This is a genomic window from Paractinoplanes ferrugineus (genome assembly GCF_016862195.1).
Taxonomy (GTDB): Bacteria; Actinomycetota; Actinomycetes; order Mycobacteriales; family Micromonosporaceae; genus Actinoplanes; species Actinoplanes ferrugineus.
This window is the reverse complement of sequence record NZ_BOMM01000009.1, coordinates 67,220-86,094: the sequence shown is the minus strand read 5'-3', so window position 1 is coordinate 86,094 and position 18,875 is coordinate 67,220. Positions and strand designations below refer to the sequence as shown.

At 68.9% G+C, this 18,875-nt stretch carries 23 protein-coding genes; 7 read left to right on the top strand and 16 right to left on the bottom strand.

Annotated features, from left to right (window positions below):
- Nucleotides 1–84: 84 nt before the first annotated feature.
- Genes Afe05nite_RS06895 through Afe05nite_RS06880 form a run of 4 tightly spaced genes read right to left on the bottom strand, consistent with a single transcriptional unit; the run spans nt 85 to nt 1,825 of the window.
- Complete coding sequence (locus Afe05nite_RS06895) at nt 85–228, bottom strand: GPGG-motif small membrane protein (protein WP_203816125.1); 144 nt, start codon at nt 226–228, stop codon at nt 85–87.
- Between the two features lie 39 nt (nt 229–267).
- Entirely contained in the window at nt 268–1,011 is a 744-nt protein-coding gene (locus tag Afe05nite_RS06890) for a metallophosphoesterase family protein (RefSeq protein ID WP_203816124.1), read from the bottom strand.
- Nucleotides 1,008–1,259, bottom strand: coding sequence for a hypothetical protein (locus Afe05nite_RS06885; protein WP_203816123.1), 252 nt, complete (start codon nt 1,257–1,259; stop codon nt 1,008–1,010). The genes Afe05nite_RS06890 and Afe05nite_RS06885 overlap by 4 nt, the downstream gene beginning before the upstream one ends.
- Nucleotides 1,256–1,825, bottom strand: coding sequence for a nucleotidyltransferase (locus Afe05nite_RS06880; protein WP_203816122.1), 570 nt, complete (start codon nt 1,823–1,825; stop codon nt 1,256–1,258). The genes Afe05nite_RS06885 and Afe05nite_RS06880 overlap by 4 nt, the downstream gene beginning before the upstream one ends.
- 168 nt (nt 1,826–1,993) lie before the next feature.
- Between Afe05nite_RS06880 and Afe05nite_RS06875 the strand changes: the two genes are divergently transcribed.
- Nucleotides 1,994–2,704, top strand: a complete 711-nt coding sequence (locus Afe05nite_RS06875) for a dTMP kinase (RefSeq protein ID WP_203816121.1) — start codon at nt 1,994–1,996, stop codon at nt 2,702–2,704.
- Nucleotide 2,705: 1 nt separating this feature from the next.
- Here Afe05nite_RS06875 and Afe05nite_RS06870 read toward each other — a convergent pair whose 3' ends face one another.
- Nucleotides 2,706–3,395, bottom strand: coding sequence for an SDR family NAD(P)-dependent oxidoreductase (locus Afe05nite_RS06870; RefSeq protein WP_203816120.1), 690 nt, complete (start codon nt 3,393–3,395; stop codon nt 2,706–2,708).
- A 516-nt stretch (nt 3,396–3,911) separates the two neighbouring features.
- Between Afe05nite_RS06870 and Afe05nite_RS06865 the strand changes: the two genes are divergently transcribed.
- The gene (locus Afe05nite_RS06865; RefSeq protein ID WP_203816119.1) at nt 3,912–4,910 is read left to right on the top strand and encodes a sigma-70 family RNA polymerase sigma factor; all 999 of its coding nucleotides are present in this window, start codon (nt 3,912–3,914) and stop codon (nt 4,908–4,910) included.
- A gap of 63 nt (nt 4,911–4,973) precedes the next feature.
- On the opposite strand, the gene Afe05nite_RS06860 is transcribed toward Afe05nite_RS06865, so the two are convergent.
- The 4 genes from Afe05nite_RS06860 to Afe05nite_RS06845 form a co-directional block, all read right to left on the bottom strand.
- A complete protein-coding gene (locus Afe05nite_RS06860; protein WP_239117613.1) occupies nt 4,974–5,915 on the bottom strand; it encodes a C40 family peptidase in 942 nt (313 codons plus the stop codon).
- A gap of 399 nt (nt 5,916–6,314) precedes the next feature.
- Entirely contained in the window at nt 6,315–6,632 is a 318-nt protein-coding gene (locus Afe05nite_RS06855; RefSeq protein ID WP_203816118.1) for a DUF3817 domain-containing protein, read from the bottom strand.
- An 11-nt stretch (nt 6,633–6,643) separates the two neighbouring features.
- On the bottom strand, nt 6,644–7,057 hold the full coding sequence (locus Afe05nite_RS06850) for a hypothetical protein (RefSeq protein ID WP_203816117.1): 414 nt from the start codon (nt 7,055–7,057) through the stop codon (nt 6,644–6,646).
- A gap of 23 nt (nt 7,058–7,080) precedes the next feature.
- The gene (locus Afe05nite_RS06845) at nt 7,081–7,281 is read right to left on the bottom strand and encodes a hypothetical protein (RefSeq protein ID WP_239117612.1); all 201 of its coding nucleotides are present in this window, start codon (nt 7,279–7,281) and stop codon (nt 7,081–7,083) included.
- A 305-nt stretch (nt 7,282–7,586) separates the two neighbouring features.
- Here Afe05nite_RS06845 and Afe05nite_RS06840 point away from each other — a divergent pair, with 305 nt between their 5' ends.
- Nucleotides 7,587–7,775, top strand: coding sequence for a hypothetical protein (locus tag Afe05nite_RS06840; protein WP_203816234.1), 189 nt, complete (start codon nt 7,587–7,589; stop codon nt 7,773–7,775).
- Nucleotides 7,776–7,823: 48 nt separating this feature from the next.
- Nucleotides 7,824–8,621 carry a GAF and ANTAR domain-containing protein gene (locus tag Afe05nite_RS06835; RefSeq protein WP_239117611.1) on the top strand — a complete coding sequence of 266 codons (798 nt, stop codon included), beginning with the start codon at nt 7,824–7,826 and terminating at the stop codon, nt 8,619–8,621.
- 46 nt (nt 8,622–8,667) lie between these two features.
- On the opposite strand, the gene Afe05nite_RS06830 is transcribed toward Afe05nite_RS06835, so the two are convergent.
- The 5 genes from Afe05nite_RS06830 to Afe05nite_RS06810 form a co-directional block, all read right to left on the bottom strand.
- Nucleotides 8,668–8,976, bottom strand: a complete 309-nt coding sequence (locus Afe05nite_RS06830) for an antibiotic biosynthesis monooxygenase family protein (RefSeq protein WP_203816115.1) — start codon at nt 8,974–8,976, stop codon at nt 8,668–8,670.
- A 123-nt stretch (nt 8,977–9,099) separates the two neighbouring features.
- Nucleotides 9,100–10,809 carry an MDR family MFS transporter gene (locus Afe05nite_RS06825; RefSeq protein ID WP_203816114.1) on the bottom strand — a complete coding sequence of 570 codons (1,710 nt, stop codon included), beginning with the start codon at nt 10,807–10,809 and terminating at the stop codon, nt 9,100–9,102.
- On the bottom strand, nt 10,806–11,294 hold the full coding sequence (locus Afe05nite_RS06820) for a MarR family winged helix-turn-helix transcriptional regulator (RefSeq protein ID WP_239117610.1): 489 nt from the start codon (nt 11,292–11,294) through the stop codon (nt 10,806–10,808). Before Afe05nite_RS06820 ends, Afe05nite_RS06825 begins: the two co-directional genes overlap by 4 nt.
- Nucleotides 11,295–11,377: 83 nt before the next feature.
- Nucleotides 11,378–11,968 carry a class I SAM-dependent methyltransferase gene (locus Afe05nite_RS06815; protein WP_203816113.1) on the bottom strand — a complete coding sequence of 197 codons (591 nt, stop codon included), beginning with the start codon at nt 11,966–11,968 and terminating at the stop codon, nt 11,378–11,380.
- A gap of 18 nt (nt 11,969–11,986) precedes the next feature.
- Complete coding sequence (locus tag Afe05nite_RS06810; RefSeq protein ID WP_203816112.1) at nt 11,987–12,487, bottom strand: HTH domain-containing protein; 501 nt, start codon at nt 12,485–12,487, stop codon at nt 11,987–11,989.
- A gap of 220 nt (nt 12,488–12,707) precedes the next feature.
- Between Afe05nite_RS06810 and Afe05nite_RS06805 the strand changes: the two genes are divergently transcribed.
- Both Afe05nite_RS06805 and Afe05nite_RS06800 read left to right on the top strand, forming a co-directional pair.
- Nucleotides 12,708–13,361 carry a response regulator gene (locus Afe05nite_RS06805; RefSeq protein WP_203816111.1) on the top strand — a complete coding sequence of 218 codons (654 nt, stop codon included), beginning with the start codon at nt 12,708–12,710 and terminating at the stop codon, nt 13,359–13,361.
- A 103-nt stretch (nt 13,362–13,464) separates the two neighbouring features.
- Entirely contained in the window at nt 13,465–14,949 is a 1,485-nt protein-coding gene (locus Afe05nite_RS06800) for a hypothetical protein (protein ID WP_203816110.1), read from the top strand.
- A 75-nt stretch (nt 14,950–15,024) separates the two neighbouring features.
- Here the strand turns inward: Afe05nite_RS06800 and serA are convergent, their stop codons facing one another.
- A complete protein-coding gene (serA, locus tag Afe05nite_RS06795) occupies nt 15,025–16,236 on the bottom strand; it encodes a phosphoglycerate dehydrogenase (RefSeq protein ID WP_203816109.1) in 1,212 nt (403 codons plus the stop codon).
- A gap of 131 nt (nt 16,237–16,367) precedes the next feature.
- Entirely contained in the window at nt 16,368–17,312 is a 945-nt protein-coding gene (locus Afe05nite_RS06790; RefSeq protein WP_203816108.1) for a phosphotransferase family protein, read from the bottom strand.
- Between the two features lie 165 nt (nt 17,313–17,477).
- Here Afe05nite_RS06790 and Afe05nite_RS06785 point away from each other — a divergent pair, with 165 nt between their 5' ends.
- On the top strand, nt 17,478–18,311 hold the full coding sequence (locus Afe05nite_RS06785; RefSeq protein ID WP_239117609.1) for a DMT family transporter: 834 nt from the start codon (nt 17,478–17,480) through the stop codon (nt 18,309–18,311).
- Nucleotides 18,312–18,875 lie beyond the last annotated feature (564 nt).

Genomic DNA, 18,875 nt, shown 5'->3' with positions numbered 1-18,875 from the left:
CGGTACGACCGCAAAGAGATACCGGGACCGCCGACGGCGGTCCCGGTATCGGGGGGATCTTCAGTTGTTGTTCGCCGGGGGTGATCAGGTGAAGATGCTGACGCCGCCGGGGCCCACGAGGAGACCGACGACGATCAGCACGATGCCCCAGAGGAGCTGCCGGCGGAACAGCGCGAGGATGCCGGCCACGACCAGAATGACTGCGAGGATCCAGAGGATGAATTCCATGACATCCGGATACCCCTGCCCTCTAAATCGGAAACACGCCTAGGAAGCAACTAGTTCGGCGTCCACGTGCTCGGTCAGGAGCTGGTACACGTTGTACGCCTGCTTGATCACCGGATGGGCGACGTTGCGCACCGGAACGCCGCCCGGCGTACGCCCCCGCTCCGACCCGTGGTGGGCGTGTCCGTGCAGCGCCAGCGCCGTCGGTGCCGCGTCGATCGCCCGGCCCAACTGGTAGCAGCCGAGGAACGCGTAGATCTCCAGCGGCTCGCCGAGCAGCGTGTCCGGCACCGGGGCGTAGTGGGTGAGCGCCACCAGGGCGTCGACCTCGATCGACTTGAGCGCGTTCTCGAGCCGCTCGGCGATCACCTCGGTGGTGCCGACGAAGTCCTTCATCTCCCGCTCGCCGAAGTTGCTGGCGCTGGCCCCGGCGAACCCGCCGCCGAAGCCCTTCACCCCGGCGATGCCGAGCCGGTGACCGTGCAGCTCGAGGACGGTCGTGTCACCCTCCAGCACCGTGATGCCCGACTCGGTGAGCACGTCGGAGACTCGCGCCTGCTGGTCGCTCTGATGGTCGTGGTTGCCGAGCACGGCCACCACCGGCACGCCCAGCCCGCCGAACTCGGTGACGAAGCAGCGTGCCTCCTCGACCGTTCCGTGCCGGGTCAGGTCCCCGGCGATCAACAGGGCGTCGGCGCGCTCGGGCAGTTCCTCCAGGGCCGGGCGGAACCGGCCGAGCACGTCCTTGTCCACGTGAACGTCGCCCACGGCGGCGATCCGGATCATGAAATCTCCTCCACCTCGCTGGGCGCCGACGCCCGGGTGATGCCGATGTCGCAGACGATGTGCACGTCCGGGAACCGCTCGTTGATCTGTCGGCAGATCTCGTCCCGCCGCCGGCCGCTCTCCACCTCGCCGCCCAGCACCAGCAGGTGCTCGCGGCGTTGCACGGTGATGCCGAGCTCGGCGATCCGTCCGTCGGTCAGCATGCTCTGGATCTCGGCTTCGAGATATTCGTCGAGCTGTGTGCTCATCCCTTTCCCCCTTCGAGCGAAACGACGTCCAAGCGATCGAGAAGGATCAGGAACGCCTCGGCGTACGGCGATCGAGCGGTCTCGCGCCGCACCCGGTCCCAGTCGATCTGCTCGCGCAGTGATCGCGCCACCGGGAAGCCGGTGGCGAAGTCGCAGTGGTGCTGGCTGTAGCTGAGCAGCTTGTGCACCATCAGCTGGGTGGCCGAGATCACCGGCATGCTGATCGCCTCGACCGAGATGACCTCGGTGTCGCGCAGCGTCTCGTCGGTGACCGTGGTTTCCACCGGCCGGTGGATCAGGTCCACCATGCGGTCGTCGTCGTACACCTTGACCAGCCAGTCCTCCGGCGGCTGCTCGGTGCGGAAGCCGACCGCGGCGAGCGCCTTGAGCGACTGCTCGGCGTCCTGCGGGCGGATCAGGAAATCGACGTCGTGGTCGCTGGAGTGCCCGCCGTGCGCGTAGACGGCGAAGCTGCCGCCGAGCGCGAACGGGATCTCCGCCGATTTCAGGGTGGAGGCCACCCGCTTTAGCGTGGTGGCCAACCCGGCATCCACGTGGTGCGGCATGTGATCTTCTCCCTGTCGACGAGTGTGGTCTGTACCTTTGTTCCCCTACCCGGCGGTCGTTGCCTTTGAACCCGCCGCACCTTTTCCACTGCTTGGCACCATTTTGGTACGGCGTGGGGAGTGCTTGCTGTGAAACGGACTGGGCAGACCCCGTTACCGTTGGTGAGCATGACTCGCCAACCACGCACGATCGCCCTCGTCGGCATCGACGGAAGTGGCAAGACGACTCAAGCCCACCGGCTCGCCGACGCACTCAAGGCCGAGGGACTGAACGCCGCCTACCGCCGTAACGCGGGCGGTCGTCGCTGGTTCGGCCGACTCTCCGCGCGCCTCGGCCGGGGCGACGACGCCGAGGATCTGCTCGGCCGCCGGGCCATGCTGTTCGTCGAGTCGGTCCTGCGCTGGCTCGCCATTCTGCGGACTCTGCTGCGCCGGGCTCTGACCGGTGAGATCACCGTGATGGACCGCTATGCCGTCTGCCAGTACGCCTCGTTGCGTGCCCGAGCCGCCCAGCCCGCCGCCGAGCGCCGCGCCCGGTTGGCCTACCGGCTGTTCCCGGCCCCCGACCTGACCTTCCTGCTGACCGTGGACCCGCACGTGGCCCAGGAGCGGATCGAAACCCGCGGCTACGACCACGAGAGCATCGAATACCTGTCGGCGGCCGCGACCGCCTACCGCTCGCTGCCGGAATATCCGGACTTCGTGCTGATCGACGCGAACGGGACCCCCGACGAGGTCGCCGCCGAGATCCGCGGTCGACTGCCGCTGCCGGCCGCGGTCACCCGGGCTCGTTCCCTGGCCCGGGCGATGTTGCTGGCCGGTGCTCCGCTGCTGGCCGGCGCGACCGCACTCGGCTGGCAGCTGGCGGAGTCGTCGTGAGTCAGGCCTGCCCGTAGACCGGGATCTGCGCCCCGGTCGTCGGGCTGGACGCGTCGCCCGCCAGGAACACGATGACCGGCGCGATCTCGTCGGGCCGTACCCAGCGGGCGAAGTCGGCGTCGGGCATCGAAGCGCGGTTGGCGGGGGTGTCGATCACACTCGGCAGCACCGTGTTGCAGCGCACACCCTGCTTCTTGTACTCGGCCGCGACCGCCCCCGCGAACCCGAGAACGGCGGCTTTGGCGGTCGCATAGCCGGCCGCACCCGGGAAGGGAGCCACCGCGGCCCGCGACGACACGCACACGATCCCGCCGCCGCCGGCCGCCACGAGATGGGGGAGGGCAGCCGCCGTGACCAGGTAGGTGGGTCGCAGGTTGACGGTCAGCATGTGCTCGAAGTCGGCGAGCGGGGTGTCCGCCACGAGACCGGCCCCGGCGTACGCCCCGGCGAGATTGACCACCGCCCGCAGCGGGGCGCCGGTTTCGCCGGCCGCGACGGAGGTCGCCGCGGTGACGTCCGTCGCATCGGTCAGGTCGGCCTCGACGGCGACCGCGCCCGCCGGCAGTGCCGTCTGCCGACCGGCCCGCACCGGGGCGACCACCCGCCACCCGTCCGCCAGGAAGGCCGCCACCGTGGCGGTGCCGAGCCCGCCCGCGCCACCCGTGATCAGAACCGTCCGCCCGTTGTCCATGGGGATCATGCTGCCCGCTCACCCGGGCGGGGCGGTGTGTTTCTCGTCACCGACCGCTTGGGTAATAGATGTCCATCATCCGGCCGGCTGTCACCCGTGCGGGCGAGTGCTCTCGGCCGAAACATGCCGCATTGTGGCAGGTGGCCAAGTCCGGCTGCGGGCTTATGGATCTTTTCGAAGAGGCTTTTGTTTCAAGCCGGTCGCGAAGCTGTCGATGCTGCACCTGAACCCGGGGAGGCCGTGGGCCGTACTGGGTAGTGACGAGCGTCCCAAGCCTAGTGGTGATGCCCGTCGCTGCGACGGATGAGGGGCCGATGGTGTCATTGAGACCAACGCGGGTATGCGTCATGCTGCGCGACCGAGGTCGGCTGCGGCGCGTGAATGCCGTCGGGGAGCCCCTCTTCAGGAACATCGCACGCGGCTCTCAGGAATCGCTCAGGCATTCGTGACACTTTCGACCCACCAGCCGGAATCAGTGCGAGCAGCCATTTGTTGTGTAGATGCCAGTAGCCGTAAATGAATGAGTTTGCGGACGTGGTTAGTAGTTCAGGCAATGAGGGGACCGTGGGCAACGTGGAGAAGAACACCGTCATGCGGACCGACCAGGTCGCCGAGGAGCGGGACCTGGTCGGCGTCTACCTGCACGAGATCTCCCGGACGCCTCTGCTGGACGCAGCTCAGGAAGTCGAGCTCTCCAAGCAGATCGAGGCGGGCCTCTTCGCTGAGTTCCTGCTGGACGAGGGCGAGGTTCCGCGTGGCGTGAGCCGGGAGGAACTGGAGCGCATCGTCCAGGAGGGGCAGCGCGCGAAGGACCTGTTCATCCGGGCAAACCTGCGACTGGTCGTGTCGATCGCCCGTCGTTACGTGCGATCCGGAATGCCGATGCTCGACCTCATCCAGGAGGGCAACACCGGCCTCGTCCGCGCCGTCGAGAAGTTCGACTACGAGCGCGGTTACAAGTTCTCGACGTACGCGACGTGGTGGGTCCGCCAGGCGATCAGCCGGGCCATCGCCCAGCAGGAGCGCACCGTGCGCCTGCCGGTGCACCTGGTCGAGGACGTCAACCGGATGCGCAACGTCACCCGGCAGCTCGTCCGCGAGCTGGGCGCCGACCCCGAGCCCGACCAGATCGCCGCGGCTCTCGGCGTCACCGTCGAGCGCGTCAACGAGCTCACCCGCTGGGCCCAGGACACTGTCTCGCTGGACACCCCGGTCGGCGACGACGGCGACACCAACCTCGGTGACCTGGTGGCCGACAGCGACGCGCCATCGCCCGAGGAGATCGTGCTGACCGCCCTGGAGCGGCAGCGCATCGAGGGTCTGCTCAACCACCTCGACGACCGCTCGGCCGGCATCATGCGGGCTCGGTACGGTCTGGAGGACGGCCGGGAGCACTCGCTGACCGAGGTGGCCTCGCGCTTCTCGCTCAGCCGGGAGCGGATCCGCCAGCTCGAGATCCAGGCGCTCGGCCGGCTGCGCGAGCTCGCGCGGGCCGAGGGTCTGCAGGCCGCCTGACCTCCGACGAAAACAGGCCGGTACCCCGCGGGGTACCGGCCTTCTTGCTGCTCGGAACAGGCGCTACTTGACTCGGCCGTAGCCGTACGGGGTCATGATGTTTATCGACCTCTTCTTGATCGGCTCGCCCTCCCGGGACGCGTCGATGATCATGCCGCCGCCGACGTAGATGCCGACGTGGCCGAGGCTTCGATAGAACACCAGGTCGCCCGGTTGCAGCTGGGACTTCGAGATGCGCGCCGTGGCGCTGTACTGCGCGGCGGCGTTGTGCGGCAACGACTTTCCGGCGACGTTCCACGCGGCCATGGTCAGGCCGGAGCAGTCGAACGTGCTGGGCCCGGAATCTCCGTAGCCGTAGTAGGCCGGCTTGTTGGCCTGCTTGTACGCGAACGCGACCGCTTCACCGGCCGAGCCCGCGATGTTCGGGGCCGGACCGGCGGCACCGGAGACGCCCGTCTCGGTGGCGCTGCCGAAGGCCTGCTGGCGCAGCGCCCGCAGCTTCTTGATGTCACCCTCGATCTTCGACTTGCGCGCCGCGACCTCGTTGAGCTGGGCCGTCTGCTTGGCCTGCGTGGTCTTCAGCGCCGCCGAGCGCTGGTCGAAGGTCTGGGTGGTCTGGGTGTACGCGTCGATGTCGCGCTGGTTGGCGCGCTGGATGAGGTCCAGGTAGCTCATCCGGTCGACGAGGCCGGTCTGGTTGCTGCTGGACAGCAGAGCCGCCATCGGGCCGATCTTGCCCTGTTTGTAGGACGTGGCCGCGATGTTGTCGACCTGGGCGCTGGCCACCAGGAGCTTGGCCTTGGCCGGGGCGATCGACGCGGCCAGGTTCTTCTGGTCGGCGGCCGTCTTGGCCAGGTCGATCTTGAGCTTGTTGAACGACTCGGTGATGTCCTCGAGCTGGTTCGAAGCGGTGTCGATCTGCTTCTTCAGCTCCGCCTCGGACGGCGCCGCGTGCGCGGGGGTCGCCATGAACCCGCTGACCGCGATCGCCAACGCCGCGACCACGATGGGCCGAAGCCTGGTTCGGGGGTGTGGCACCGGTAACTGGCCTTTCTCCCGCTAAGGCCGCCTGCCGGGTCAGCTGTCGCCGGCGCTTGATGAGGATCAGGGGCTCGGAACACGGCCCTACCGCTTGCGCGGATTCACCCCAGAAACGCGGGTCCCCGGTTCTGTCGCGATGGCACGCGATGTTCGGGGAGAACACGCTGAGTCACCGCGCCGATTGGCGGCGTTGGCCGGTGCCACCGAGGGTTTGTGGCTGCGGACCGATCCAACCGCACCAACTTATCGGCGCGTAAAACAAAATCAAGTTCCGGGCAAGGAATTTAAGGCAAAAGTCAGGAATATGGGAATGATCCCGATAACGCATTGTCAGTTACCGGGAACGCCGCGTTATTCCGCGACTCAAACTGGACTTTTCGCCAACTCGGCCGGGATCCAGACGTGGCTGACCTTACGCTCGGCCCAGAACGAAAGAAACGGGATCGTGCCCGCCGCCATCACGAGAAGCATTCGCGGGAACGCCCAGCCGGCCCGGCGCGCGAGATCGTAGGTGAGCACCAGGTAGATCATGAAGAGGAAGCCGTGGGCGGGGCCGACGGTCGCCACCACGACGTCGTTGTCGCCGAGGTATTTCAGCGGCATGCCGACCACGACGAGTGCGAGCAGGCACACGCCGACGATCCACGCGATGATCCGGTAGCGGGTCAGGGCTCCCTGCACGATGCCACGTCCTAGTTCTTCGAGAAGCCGGGATAGTCGGCCGGGCCGGCCCCGGGATGCCGGGCCAGCCAGGTCAGATAGTCGTTGTAGGCGTCCAGCTCGGGATCGTCCGCGGCCTGGTCGGCGCGCACGGCGACACGAACCGGACGGCCGACCGTAACAGCCGCGCCTGGGAGCCTCGCCGGCTCGTCGTCGGCGGCTTCCTCCTCGGTGGCCGGCGGGCGCAGGGCGAGCTGCACCTCACGCCACCACAGGAAGGCGAAGAAGGCCGCGAACACCGGCCACTCGAACGTGTAACCCCAGCTGAGATTGTTGCCGCCGCTGGCCCGGCTGAACTGCCACCAGCCCAGCCCGAGGCAGCCCAGCACGACGGCGAGGGCAATGAGGTGCCTGGCGATCCACGCCGGCGTCCACAGCACCTTCATGCCCAAAAGGGTACTTCCGCTGCTCAGACCTCGATGAGTCGGAGGGCCTCGGCGGCCTCGTCCTGGGCGTACTCACCCTCCGGCAGGGCGTCGACCCGGGTGCGGGAGATCGCCGGCAGGTCGGCCGCGATCGCGCGGCGCTGCAGGTCCAGGCTGCTGAGGCGCTCCTGGCCCTCGAACGCGTCGTCGAGGAAGGCGTCCAGTTCGCTGAAATCGTCGGTCACGGCGGGTCGACTACCCGCGTCCGAGCCGGGCAAACTCTGTGGCGGGCGTCACACTTGCTAACGGAATCGCGCGCGGTGACCGACCGTTGACTACGAACGTCGGTGTGTCCAGTGTCCCCGGGCCTCACCACTAATGCCTTCACGGAATACCGTTCGGCTGGAGCCGTGTTGTGCCTATCGCCGAGAGGCGACCTGCACACCGACGTCTTGTGAACGACGCCCCCGGGTTCGCCCGGGGGCGTCGTTCTTGTTTCGCCCTCCGGCGGGCCGGATAACTCGCGGCGGGCCGGGGTAAGCAGCCACGTATGACTGACGACCGGATTTCCGAGCGTGCCGCCGAGCTGCTCCCGGAGGAGCGCGCGGCCGGAAGCGACGACCCGCGGGCGCAGGCCGCGGCCATCCTGGCCGACTCCGACGACCGGGAGTTCGACCCGCAGCCGCTCGAGGAGCGCGCCTCCGACGAGACGGCCACGACGGGCGAAGCCACCCGGTAGGGGCAACGAACTTCCGTGCCGGTCGATGGTCGTGGCAATATGCCCCGCGTGTCTGCCCCGAAAAGCCGGATTTCGTCGCCGCTGCGCCGTCCCGCCCGGTTGCTGCGTCGCCCCGCCCGGTTGCCGCGTCGGCCCGGCCGTTCTCGTGACGGTGGGCATTCCGCGGTCCTGAGCGGCCCGCACGCGGTCGAACTGGCCGGTCTCCTGCATGAGCTCTCGGCCCGGCTGCTCGGCGCGCCCAGCTTCGATGCGGCGATCGAGCGGCTGGTCGCCTTCCTGGCCGCCACGGTGCCGGGCACGGTGCGCTGCTCGGTCACGCTGATCGGCGAGGGCGGCCCACCCACCCGCACCGCGAACGGTCCGCGCGGCGAAAGCCTCGACACGATCGCGTACGAGTCGAGCACCGGCCCCGGGCTCGACGCGGCTCGCAGCCACGCCCTGACCGTCGCCGACGACCTGACCGCCGACGCGCGCTGGCCGCACCTGGCCGAACCCGCCGCCACCGCCGGAATCGCGGCGGTGGTAGCCGTCCCGCTCGACGTGCCCCGGGCCGAGGTCGGTGCGGTCAGTGTCTACCTCGACCGGCCCGGCACCCCCGGCCCGGATGTGCTGGTCACCGCGATGGCCCTGGTCAACCAGGCCGAGGTGCTGCTCGGCGAGCTGCGCCGGCGCGACGAGACGAGCACCCACGCGACCGTCGACCGGGCGATCGGCGTGATCATCGCCCAGCGCGGCTGCAGCGTGCGTGAGGCCCACGACGTGCTTGGTGAGACTGCCCAGCGACTCGGCCTCGATCGGCAGGCCGTCGCTGACCGGCTGATCGCCGCGGCCGCCCGCAAGGCCTGACCGCGCCGGTCCGGCCCCGGCTGATCGGGTGCCGGTGGGCGGGTGGCTACTCGGGCTTCGCCGCGTGCTGGATCACTTCGAACTCGAGCAGGGATGCGCCGGCGGCGACCGGGCGGCTGCGCTCACCCGCGTGGGCGGCCCGGCCGGTTCCGGCGGACCAGGACTGGAACGCCTCCTCGGACTCCCACTTGGTGTAGACGAAGTAGCGGTTCTCGCCGGCGACCGGGCGCAGCAGCTCGAAGGCGAGGAAGCCGGGCGCGTTCTCGACGGCGCCCTGCCGGGCTGCGAACCGCTTCTCCAGCTCGGGGCCGGCGCCCTCGGGCACCTCGATAGCGTTGATCTTCACGACAGCCATGGCGCCAACGCTAGACCCCGGGCTCGCCGGGAGCGGGTGGCGGGACACGAAAGAGCCGGGGCCACGTGGCGGCCCCGGCTCTTCGGTGGTGCTCCGGGCGTACTCGAGGAGCGGTTTTGATCTTTAGGTGTTGACCTTGTCCTCGCGCGGGCCGGCGCCGACCTCACCGGGGACGCCATTGCTGTTCTCGGCGGCGAGGATGTCGTCGGCGCGCTGCTGCTGGGCGGAGCGCTGGGAGAGCGGGATCTCCGGCAGGAAGAAGACCACGATCAGGCCGACGACCATGATGGCGAAGGCCATCAGGAAGACCACCTGGATGCCGTCCGAGAAGCCGGCCTTGAACGGGTGGGCGAGCACGTCGGTGAGGTTGTTGATCCAGGAGGTGTCGCTCAGGTCGCCGTTGCCGTTGCTCGTCACCTGCTGCAGGGTCTGCGCCTGGTCCGGGTGGGCCTTGAGCGCGGCCTGGAAATCAGGCGTCGCCGCGGCCGCGGAGAACGAGTCGCGGATCTTGCCGGGGAGCACGTTGAACAGCACGGACAGGAAGATCGCCGTGCCGAGCGTGCCGCCCATCGAGCGGAAGAACGTCACCGAGCTGGTGGCCACGCCGATCTCCCGCGGGTTCACCGCGTTCTGTACGGCGGTGATCATCGGCTGCATGTTGCCGCCCAGGCCGAGGCCCATGATCACCATGATGAGCATGGTCCGCCAGAGCGGGGTGTCGGCGCCGATCGTGGCGAACAGGCCGAGCGCGATCAGCATCAGGGTGCTACCGATGATCGGGAAGATGCGGTAGCGGCCGGTCTTGGCGATCAGCTGGCCGGCGGTGATCGAGCCGGCCATGATGCCGAGCACGAACGGGATCATCTGCAGGCCGGCCTGCGTCGCCGAGGAGCCCTTGACGATCTGCAGGTACAGCGGGACGGTCATCAGGCCGCCGAACATCGCCATGCCGAGGATGGTGCTGGAGGTCGCGCCGACGGCGACCGTGCGGTTGCGGAACAGCCGCAGCGGCAGCAGCGCCTCGTCGCCGTACGCCCGCTCGGCGAAGATGAAGGCGACGATGCCGATCACGCCGACCGCGAAGCAGGCGATCGAGCGGCCGGACGCCCAGCCCCAGTCGCGACCCTGCTCGGCCACGGTCAGCAGCGGCACCAGCCCGACGATCAGGCTGAGCGCGCCGGGCCAGTCGATCCGGTGGTCGGTGCGCTGGTGCGGCAGGTGCAGGACCCGGGCCACCACGATCATCGCGGCCACGCCGATCGGCACGTTCAAATAGAACACCCAGCGCCAGCCGTCCACCCAGAGGAGGGTGTCGGCGCCGGCGAAGAAACCACCGAGGATCGGGCCGATGACGCTGGCAGTGCCGAACACGGCCAGGAAGAGACCCTGATAGCGGGCTCGTTCGCGGGGCGGCACGATGTCGCCGATGATCACCAGAGCCAGCGACATCAGGCCGCCGGCGCCGATGCCCTGGATCGCGCGGAAGGCGGCCAGCTCGTACATGTTCTGGGACAGGCCGCAGAGCATCGAGCCGACGACGAAGATGCCGATCGCGAACAGGAAGAACGGCCGCCGCCCGTAGATGTCGGAGAGCTTGCCGTAGAGCGGCGTGGAGATCGTCGACGTGATCAGGAACGCCGTGGTGGCCCACGCCTGAAGGTTGAAGCCGTGCAGGTCGTCGGCGATGGTCCGGGTGGCGGTGGCCATGATGGTCTGGTCGAGGGCGGCCAGGAACATGCCCATCATCAGGCCGCCGAGCACCGTCAGGATCTGGCGATGAGTGAATTCCGCGCCGGTCTTGGCCGGTGGTGCGGCGGTGCTGGGATTGCTCACGCGATCTCCCGTGGTGGTGTCGCGGCCGAATCGCTGCGCAGACGCGCCTCGACCGCCGTATTGAATTCGGTGAAGAGCTCGACGAAGGCCTCGACGCGTTCGGCCGGCCAGCCGTCGACGGCCTCGCGAAGGAACGCCTCGCGGGCGTCGTGCAGCTGCCGGCAGGCGTCCAGACCGGCGTCGGTGATCGCCAAGCGTGATGCCCGCCCGTCACCCGGGTCGGCCTCGCGCCGGACCAGGCCGGCTTTGACCAGCTGGGCGGCCTGCCGGCTGACCGTGGAGGGGTCGGCCTGCTTGGCCTCGGCAAGGTCGGTCACGCGCATCGGGCCGACGAACCGCAGCGGAAAGAGCAGCATGAGCGCGGAGAACTCCGCACCCAGGTCCGGCTTGTTGAGCATGCTCTTGGCCCGTCCACCGAGCCGGAAGAACCGCATAAGTTCGTCGGCGAGACGCGACGCGGCGCTCGCTAGATCATCCTGTGACACGTGAAAGGCCCCGCAGAAAGCTTGATTAATGCATGCAGCCTACAACTGGTTGGGTGATGAAAGCATCTCGCATGAAGTGACGCTCATCGCATCCGCCAGACCGTCGTCGTCAGCGTCTCGGCTTCCTCCAGCGCGGCCGGTACGGGCACGACGTACTTGGTCAGCGCAGTGAAGAGCCGTTCCGGGAAGTACCCCCGTCCGGGGTCGCCAACCAGGACTTCCACCGAATTTCGACGGGCCTCGCGGAGAATCCTGGTCATCTCGGGCGCGACCGTCGGGCTGTAGAAGACGTCGCCCGCCAAAATCACCTCGGGTCGCTCCGGAGCGTCACTGACCGTGACCTGATTGGCGGCGGCGTTCCGGCGGGCCGCCTCGGTCGCCGCCGGGTCGAGGTCGGTGGCCGCGACATGGGCGGCACCGGCCATCGCGGCGGCGATGGCGGCCACCCCCGAACCGGTGGCGAGGTCGTGGACGCGCTTGCCGGCCACTGTCTCGGGATGGTCGAGAACGTAGCGGGCGAGGGCCTGACCGCCGGCCCAGACGAAGGCCCAGAACGGCGGCGGTTCGTCACTGCGGAACTCGCCGCCGGTGAGGTCGAAGAGGCCCACCCGGCTGCTCTGCAGGTAGAGCGAGATCTCCGGAGCGAGCGGTACGGGCAGCAGGGTGGTCGGCACCCGGCGATTTTGCCCGTCCTAGACGGTGGCCGCCTCCGATTTAGCCGGCTCGGTGCGCGCCATCACCAGCTTCGCGCGGTATTCGCTGCGTGCCTCGGCGGCCCAGGCGGCGTCCTCGTCCTCCAGCAACGGGCGGGTGGACAGGAACGCGGCGGCGCTCAGCGGCTTGGCGGCACTGGCGGCGGACCGCCCGCGCGCGGCCTCGATCAGCTCGTCGAAGCGGGCGGTGTCGACCCGGACCCGGTCGGGGTCGAGACGGAGCCGGCCCCGATTGCTACCGATCACGGAGTCTCGGGAGCTTACGCCCGGTTCCAAATGCTTCCGAAGAACCGACAAGTCGGCCTCAACGGACTTCTTGCTCGTGCCCAACTGCTCGGCCAGCTCCGAGATGGACGCCTCGCCGCGCAGCGCGAGCAGGGCCAGGAGACGCCGCGACCGGTCGCCGCCGAAGTCACGGCCCGCCAGGCGCTCGCCCCGGGTGCGGACCTCGACGCGGCCGAAGAGCTGGATGTCGAACATGAACCGAAACTCTGCGTCTGAGAGAGTTGACCGGCAAGCCCCAACGCGAGGGGTGCAGATCAACCGAAAGACTGGCTATCGCATCCGCTTGGCCTCATCCTTCTGTCGGGCGTACCGGCGGAACGGATCCGCCCCGTCGCAGCGGCAGGCTGTTGGTAGGGCAAAGATGAGAGCTGGTACTCCTTAGACTTCCGAGGTCCGATCGGTTGAAAGGTGGCGCATGAATTACGGCGAAGCGATCAGCGTCCTCGTCGTCGACGGCCATCAGACGTTCGCCGAGCTGCTCGGACACGCTCTGGCCGGCCAGCCGGACCTCGAGTACGTAGGTCACGCACGCACCGGTGCGGAGGCCCTGCAACTAGCCGCACAGCTCCAGCCCAATGTGATCCTCCTCGATCCGGAACTGTCCGATGCGGACGGAATTGCGATTGCTGAGCTGATTCGCGTACGGCAGCCGGACACGCGTGTGGTGATCCTCACTGCAAGCGATGAGCAGGCGCTCGTGGGCCGGGCGACGGCGGCCGGAGCGGCCGGCTTCCTGTCCAAGAACGGGGCGCTCGGCGACGTGCTCAACGCGCTGCGCACGGCGCACGGCGGAGGCATGACCGTGTCCACCGACATCCTGGCCCGGTTGCTGCGTAGCACCACTCCGGCGGTCGCACCGCGTGGTGGCGGGCTCACTTCCCGCGAGGACGAGGTGCTGCACCTGATGGCGGCCGGGCTGGACGCCCGGGCCATCGCCCGGCGGCTCGGTATCAGCCTGCACACGTGCCGCGGTTACGTGAAGGCGGTGCTGGCCAAACTCGGCGCGCACAGCCAGCTCGAGGCGGTTGCGATCGCCACCCGGCGCGGCCTGATCCGGCCCGGCCGGTAGTAACTCCAAGTAGTTCCCGCTTGCACTCATCCGCGTGAACTTCAAATACGTACCACTGTCGGGGATGGCCGGGCTACCGGCGATGCGACAGGGGAGACTCGCTGTGGATCGAGAAGCAGCTGACGACGCGTCCGATGTGGCGGTGGCCGACCCGACGGCCTTCGGCAGCAAACGGGGCGGCCGGGAGGGTGACACCCTCTATCGCCGCCCGCCCGCACACCCGCCGGTCGACACGACCACCGGCGGCTCGTGGTTCACCGACGGCACGGACTTGCCGGCGGAGGAGGAAGAGGTGGCACCGGATTTCGGGCCGGCTACACCCCGAGGCTCGGGTCGAGCCTCATTCGGCTTCAGCGACGGACCGATCTCGCCGAAACGCTCCGCGCCCACCTCGGGCGCGCCGGCCGGATCAGCGTCGCCGACCCCGGCGTACGAACCCGCCGCGCGCGAGTGGGAACCGGTCTTCGAACCGGCTTCCCGTGAACGCGAGCCGGTGTTCGAGCCCGCTTCCCGGGAGCTCGAGCCGCTGCTCGAGATCACCGCGCGGGACCGGGAGCCGACCTCCTACGATCCGGATTCGCTCACACCGGCCGAACTTCCGATCCGGCGCAACGACGCGCCGTCAGCGGGACGCGGCCCGGCTCCGGCGATGTCCAACTGGCCCCCGCCGGCTCGGCTCACGCCCGGCGAGGACACGCTCGGCCGGGTGCCCCGCGCCAACGCGCTGCATGCCCCCTCGGGGGAGTTCGCGAACTGGCGCAGCGACACCGGCTCGCTCGGCGCCGGGGTCCCGACCGGCGCCGGGGTCTCGCACTCCGCCGCCACCGAACCACCACGGCGGCAGTCACGGGGCGTCACCATCGCGATGGTGGTGCTCAGCGCGGTCGTGTTGCTCGCCGGTTCGGCCGTCGGGGTGGTCTACTTCTCCGGCTCCAACGACCACATCGACTCGGTGCTGCAGCTCGGCTCGAGCGACGCCGGTAAACGGACCGCGACGGCGCCGTTGGACAACCGCACCAAGGCGAGCTTCGAGCTGCTGGCCGGCACCAACTCGGTGCACGTGACGATCGGCGAGCTCGGCGACGACCTCTACCGGATCTCCACACCGGACGATGCCGGCATCCTGCCCAACCCGTCGATTCGCAACGACGACGTCAAGCTGCAGGTAAGCAAGGACGGCGACGGCACCGGCGGGGAGATCGAGATCGTGCTCGCGGCCAAGGTGCGGTGGGCGCTGCGCTTCTCCGGGTACGCCGAGAAGCAGGTGATCGACGTCAGCGGTGGGCAGATCAGTGGACTCGAGATGGTCGCGGGGATGCGTACCGCTCAACTGGTCTTGTCCCAGCCCGCCGGGACCGTCCCGGTGAAGATCAATGGCGCGGTCGACTCGCTGGTCCTGAAGTCGCCGTCCGGCAACCCGGTGCGGATCAAGGTGGCCGGCGGCGCGCAGACGGTGGTGGCCGGCTCGAAGACGCTGAAGGACGTGCCGGCCGGTTCGACGCTGACCCCGAAGGATTGGAATGTCGCCAACCGTTACGACATGACGGCCGGCGCCCGGATCACGTCTCTGACGGTCGAGAACGCCTGAGTACGGCAGAAGCCGGCCGGGGACAGCCCCGGCCGGCTTCGTCGTGTCTTCGTATCTCTTGTCGTGCCTTCGGGTCTAGAGAACTCGTAGGCGGACCGTCTGCTCCATGCCGCGCAGCTGGTCGAGAACCTCGGCGCTGTAGTCGCCGCTGATGTCGGTGATCAGGTAGCCGTATTCACCGCGGGTGCTCAGCAGCTGACCCTCGACGTTCACCGAGTGCTGCGCCAGGATGCTGTTGACCTTCGCGAGCACGCCCGGGGTGTTGATGTGGACGTGCACGATGCGGCTCATGCCCTCCTGCTCGGGCAGCGCCACCGACGGCAGGTTGACGCTCAACGTGGTGTTGCCGTCCTGCACGAAGTGGGTCAGCTTGTTCGCCACGAAGTCGCCGATGTCGGACTGCGCCTCCTCGGTCGACCCGCCGATGTGCGGGGTGAGGATGACGTTGGGCAGACCGCGCAGCTCGGAGACGAACTCGTCGCCGCGACCCTTCGGCTCCTTCGGGAACACGTCCACCGCCGCGCCCGCGATGTGCCCACTGACCAGGGCGTCGCGCAGGGCGAGGTGGTCGACGACGATACCGCGGGACAGGTTGAGGAACAGCGAGCCCGGCTTCATCCGCTTGAACTGGTCGGCGGTGAAGAAACCGGCGTTACCCGGCCGGCCGTCGACGTGCAGCGTGACGATGTCGCTGGTCTCGAGCAGTTCCTCGATGGAGGCGCAGCGGTGGGCGTTGCTCAGCGCGAGCTTGTCGGCGGTGTCGTAGAAGGACACGTGCATGCCGAGGTTCTCGGCGAGCACCGACAGCTGGGTGCCGATGTTGCCGTAGCCGACGATGCCGAGTCGCCGCCCGCGGATCTCGTGCGCGCCGTCCGCCGACTTGTCCCACACGCCGTCGTGCATGAGCGCGTTCTTCTCGGTGAGCCGCCGGGTCATCGCGATGATCTCGGCGATGGCCAGCTCGACCACGGAGCGGGTGTTGGAGAACGGGGCGTTGAACACGGCGACGCCCGAGGCCGACGCGGTGAGCAGGTCGATCTGATCGGTGCCGATGCAGAACGCACCCACCGCCATCAGACTGTCGGCGGCCTCGAGGACCTTGGCGGTCACCCTGGTCTTGGACCGGATGCCGAGCAGGTGCACACCCTTGATGCGCTCGATCAGCTCGGCCTCGTCCAAGGCGTTGCGGACGGACTCGACGGAGTATCCCTCGGCCTCGAGCCGGGTCACCGCGTCGTGGTGAATGCTCTCCAGCAGAAGGACTCGCACCTTGGCCTGGTCGCTCATCGTGTTCCGTTCTCGTGAGGTGTGTTTCGGGCCGCCACGCCGAAGCCCGGATCCCCAGCCTAGTGCGCGCCGGGGCGGGGTCCGGACCGGTGTGCCGGACCTCCCATCTGGTGCGATGGCCATGACCGCGATCACGGCCGGCGGCGTGGGGTGGAGCAGAGCCGGGCCCGCAGCCAGGGGCGCAGGGCCTCGGCCTGGCGGCGCTGGAACTCGCGGACCGTCGGGATCGAGGGCGGCGGGGGCTGCCGGTGGGCGTACTCGAAAAAGCCGGACATGCCCGCGAGGAAGCCGGTCACCGCGTCGGGGTCGATGCCTTCCAGCACCCGGGCCGGGTCGCCGCCCTTGACGTAGACGTCGACGGCGAGCATCAGCCGGTCGACCCAGGCCGGCCCGACGCAACCCCACGGCCAGTCGACGATCATCACTTTGCCGTCGTCCGCGCGGACCAGCATGTTGTCGGCGCGGATGTCGCAGTGGGTGAGCGTGTCACCGGTCGCCAGGATCTCGAGGGTCGCCGCCGAGAGGCACCGCAGTTCGGGCATCCGCTCGGCCAGCCAGGGGTCGAGGTCGGCGGGTGGGTCGGCGGCCAGCGCGGCCCAGCGGGTGAAGTTGTCATGGAGGCGTTGCGCCGTCGTCGGCAAGCCGCCGACCGGCGTGGGGGTGACGGCGGCGGCGAGCTCGGTGAGCGCGGCGAGGGCCGCGTCGACCTCCGGCTCGACCCATGGGGTACGCGGTTGAGCGCCCTCGATGTCCGCCAGGACGAGCACCACCCAGGCACCGTCGTCGAACGCCGCCAGCAACCTCGGGACCGGGGCGGTGGCCAACATCGACCGGCTGACGTGGATCTCCATCCGGGCCAGCTCGGCCGACCGCGTGTTGAGCTCGGGCGAGACGGCTTTGACGAACGCCCGTCGGCCGGTCGAGGTGCGGACCCGGGCGGCCGTGCCGGGGGAGAAACCGCCGGGCTGGGTGACGGCCTCGGTCACCGGGCCGCCGCCGAGGACGCCCTCGACGCGGGAGCGGACCTCCGCCGGCAGGTCGAGCCAGCCGATGCGGGTGTGCGCGGATTCCGTCATGGCCCGATGGTGTCAGCCCACCGCGGTAGTTGTCGCCTCGCTTTCCACCGCCCTGGGATGACGCCAAGATCGGGGGAATTAGGGAGGCTGAACCCCGCTGGATTGGGGCAGACTCGAACAGGGGTGGTTATGGCGTCGCTCGGCTGGGCTGTCACGCTGTCCGTTTTGTCCGCCGCAAGCTACGCCACCGCGGCCGTGGCGCAGGAACGCCTGGCCAAGAACGGCCATCGCGGCCCGGCCCGGTGGGCGGTGGCCCTGTTGCTCACCGCCGCCGGCGTCGGCCTGCACGTGATCGCCCTGAACTTCGGCACGGTGGCGATCGTCCAAGCGCTCGGCACCCTGACCCTGTTGTTCGCCCTGCCGATCTCGGCGCTGCGCTACCGCACCCCGATAAGCATTCCGGCCTGGATCGACGCCGGCCTGACGGTGCTGGGCCTCGCCCTGATCATGTCCCTGTCGGTGGACTCCGCCGAGCCGAGCGTCCTGACCACTGCCGACAGCCGCTACGTCGCCCTGCTCACGGTGGTCGTCGTAGTGGCCCTGGTGGTCGCGGCGACGACGGCCAAGCCCCGCATCCGGGCGATGCTGCTGGCCGGGGCGGCGGGCGTCGCCTTCGGCATCTCGTCGGTCCTGTCGAAGTCGGTGATGACGTCGTTCACCGCGGGTGGGGTGGCGGCGCTGCCCATGCTGCTGACCGCCATGGTGGTGCTGCTGTCGACGGCCGGCTACCTGCTGAGCCAGTTCTCCTACCGGGGCGCGGGCCTGGCCGCCCCGCTGGCCACGGTGAGCGTCAGCAACCCGATCGTGGCCGCGATAGCCGGCGTGGTCGTCTTCGGCGAGAGCTTCCGCTTCGGCACAGCCGGCCGGGTGGTGGTGGCCGTGGCCGCGATCGTGATGACCCTCGGCGTGATCGGCCTGGCCCGCCGCACCAGCGGACCGGCCGAACCCGAGGCCGACGACGTCCAGGAGAGCACGACTCTGCGCGAGGCCCGGCACTGAGCGAGGCAGGTCTGGCACTGAGCGAGGCGGGTGGCGCATCAGCGTCACCCGCCTCGCTGTGTCACGGGGGCGCGCCCGGCAGGATTCGAACCTGCGACCGACGGAGTAGGAGATCTGCCGGGCAAGCCGGATCATCGGCCGTCACCCCTAATCATCCTGAACAGGCAAGACGCCGGGTGAAGCTGGCGATCACGTCACCCAAGATCATGTTGGTTCATCGCTGATGATGACGATTATGGGTAACAAATCGGGTAACCAGATCAGGCATCTTGGGACGTGTCTTCAGCCTTCGGCCAACGACTCATGTGCTGGTCAACGATGGCTCAGCCTTGGCTATGGAGATCGATAGCGCATCCACGTCGACCGGCGGCGACTCGACCAGCCGGTGGTTCGCGTCCGGCGGCAGGCAGAAGCCCGGTCAAGCGCGCAGGTCGTAGAGAAGCTTTCTGACTCAGGCTCAAGGTCTCGCACCGTCCATGACGACCAGCATGCCGCCGGCAGAGGAACACTGGGGCGAGGAACGCTGAGAACGAACACCGTTGGTCATGCTGTCGGCGCACTGAT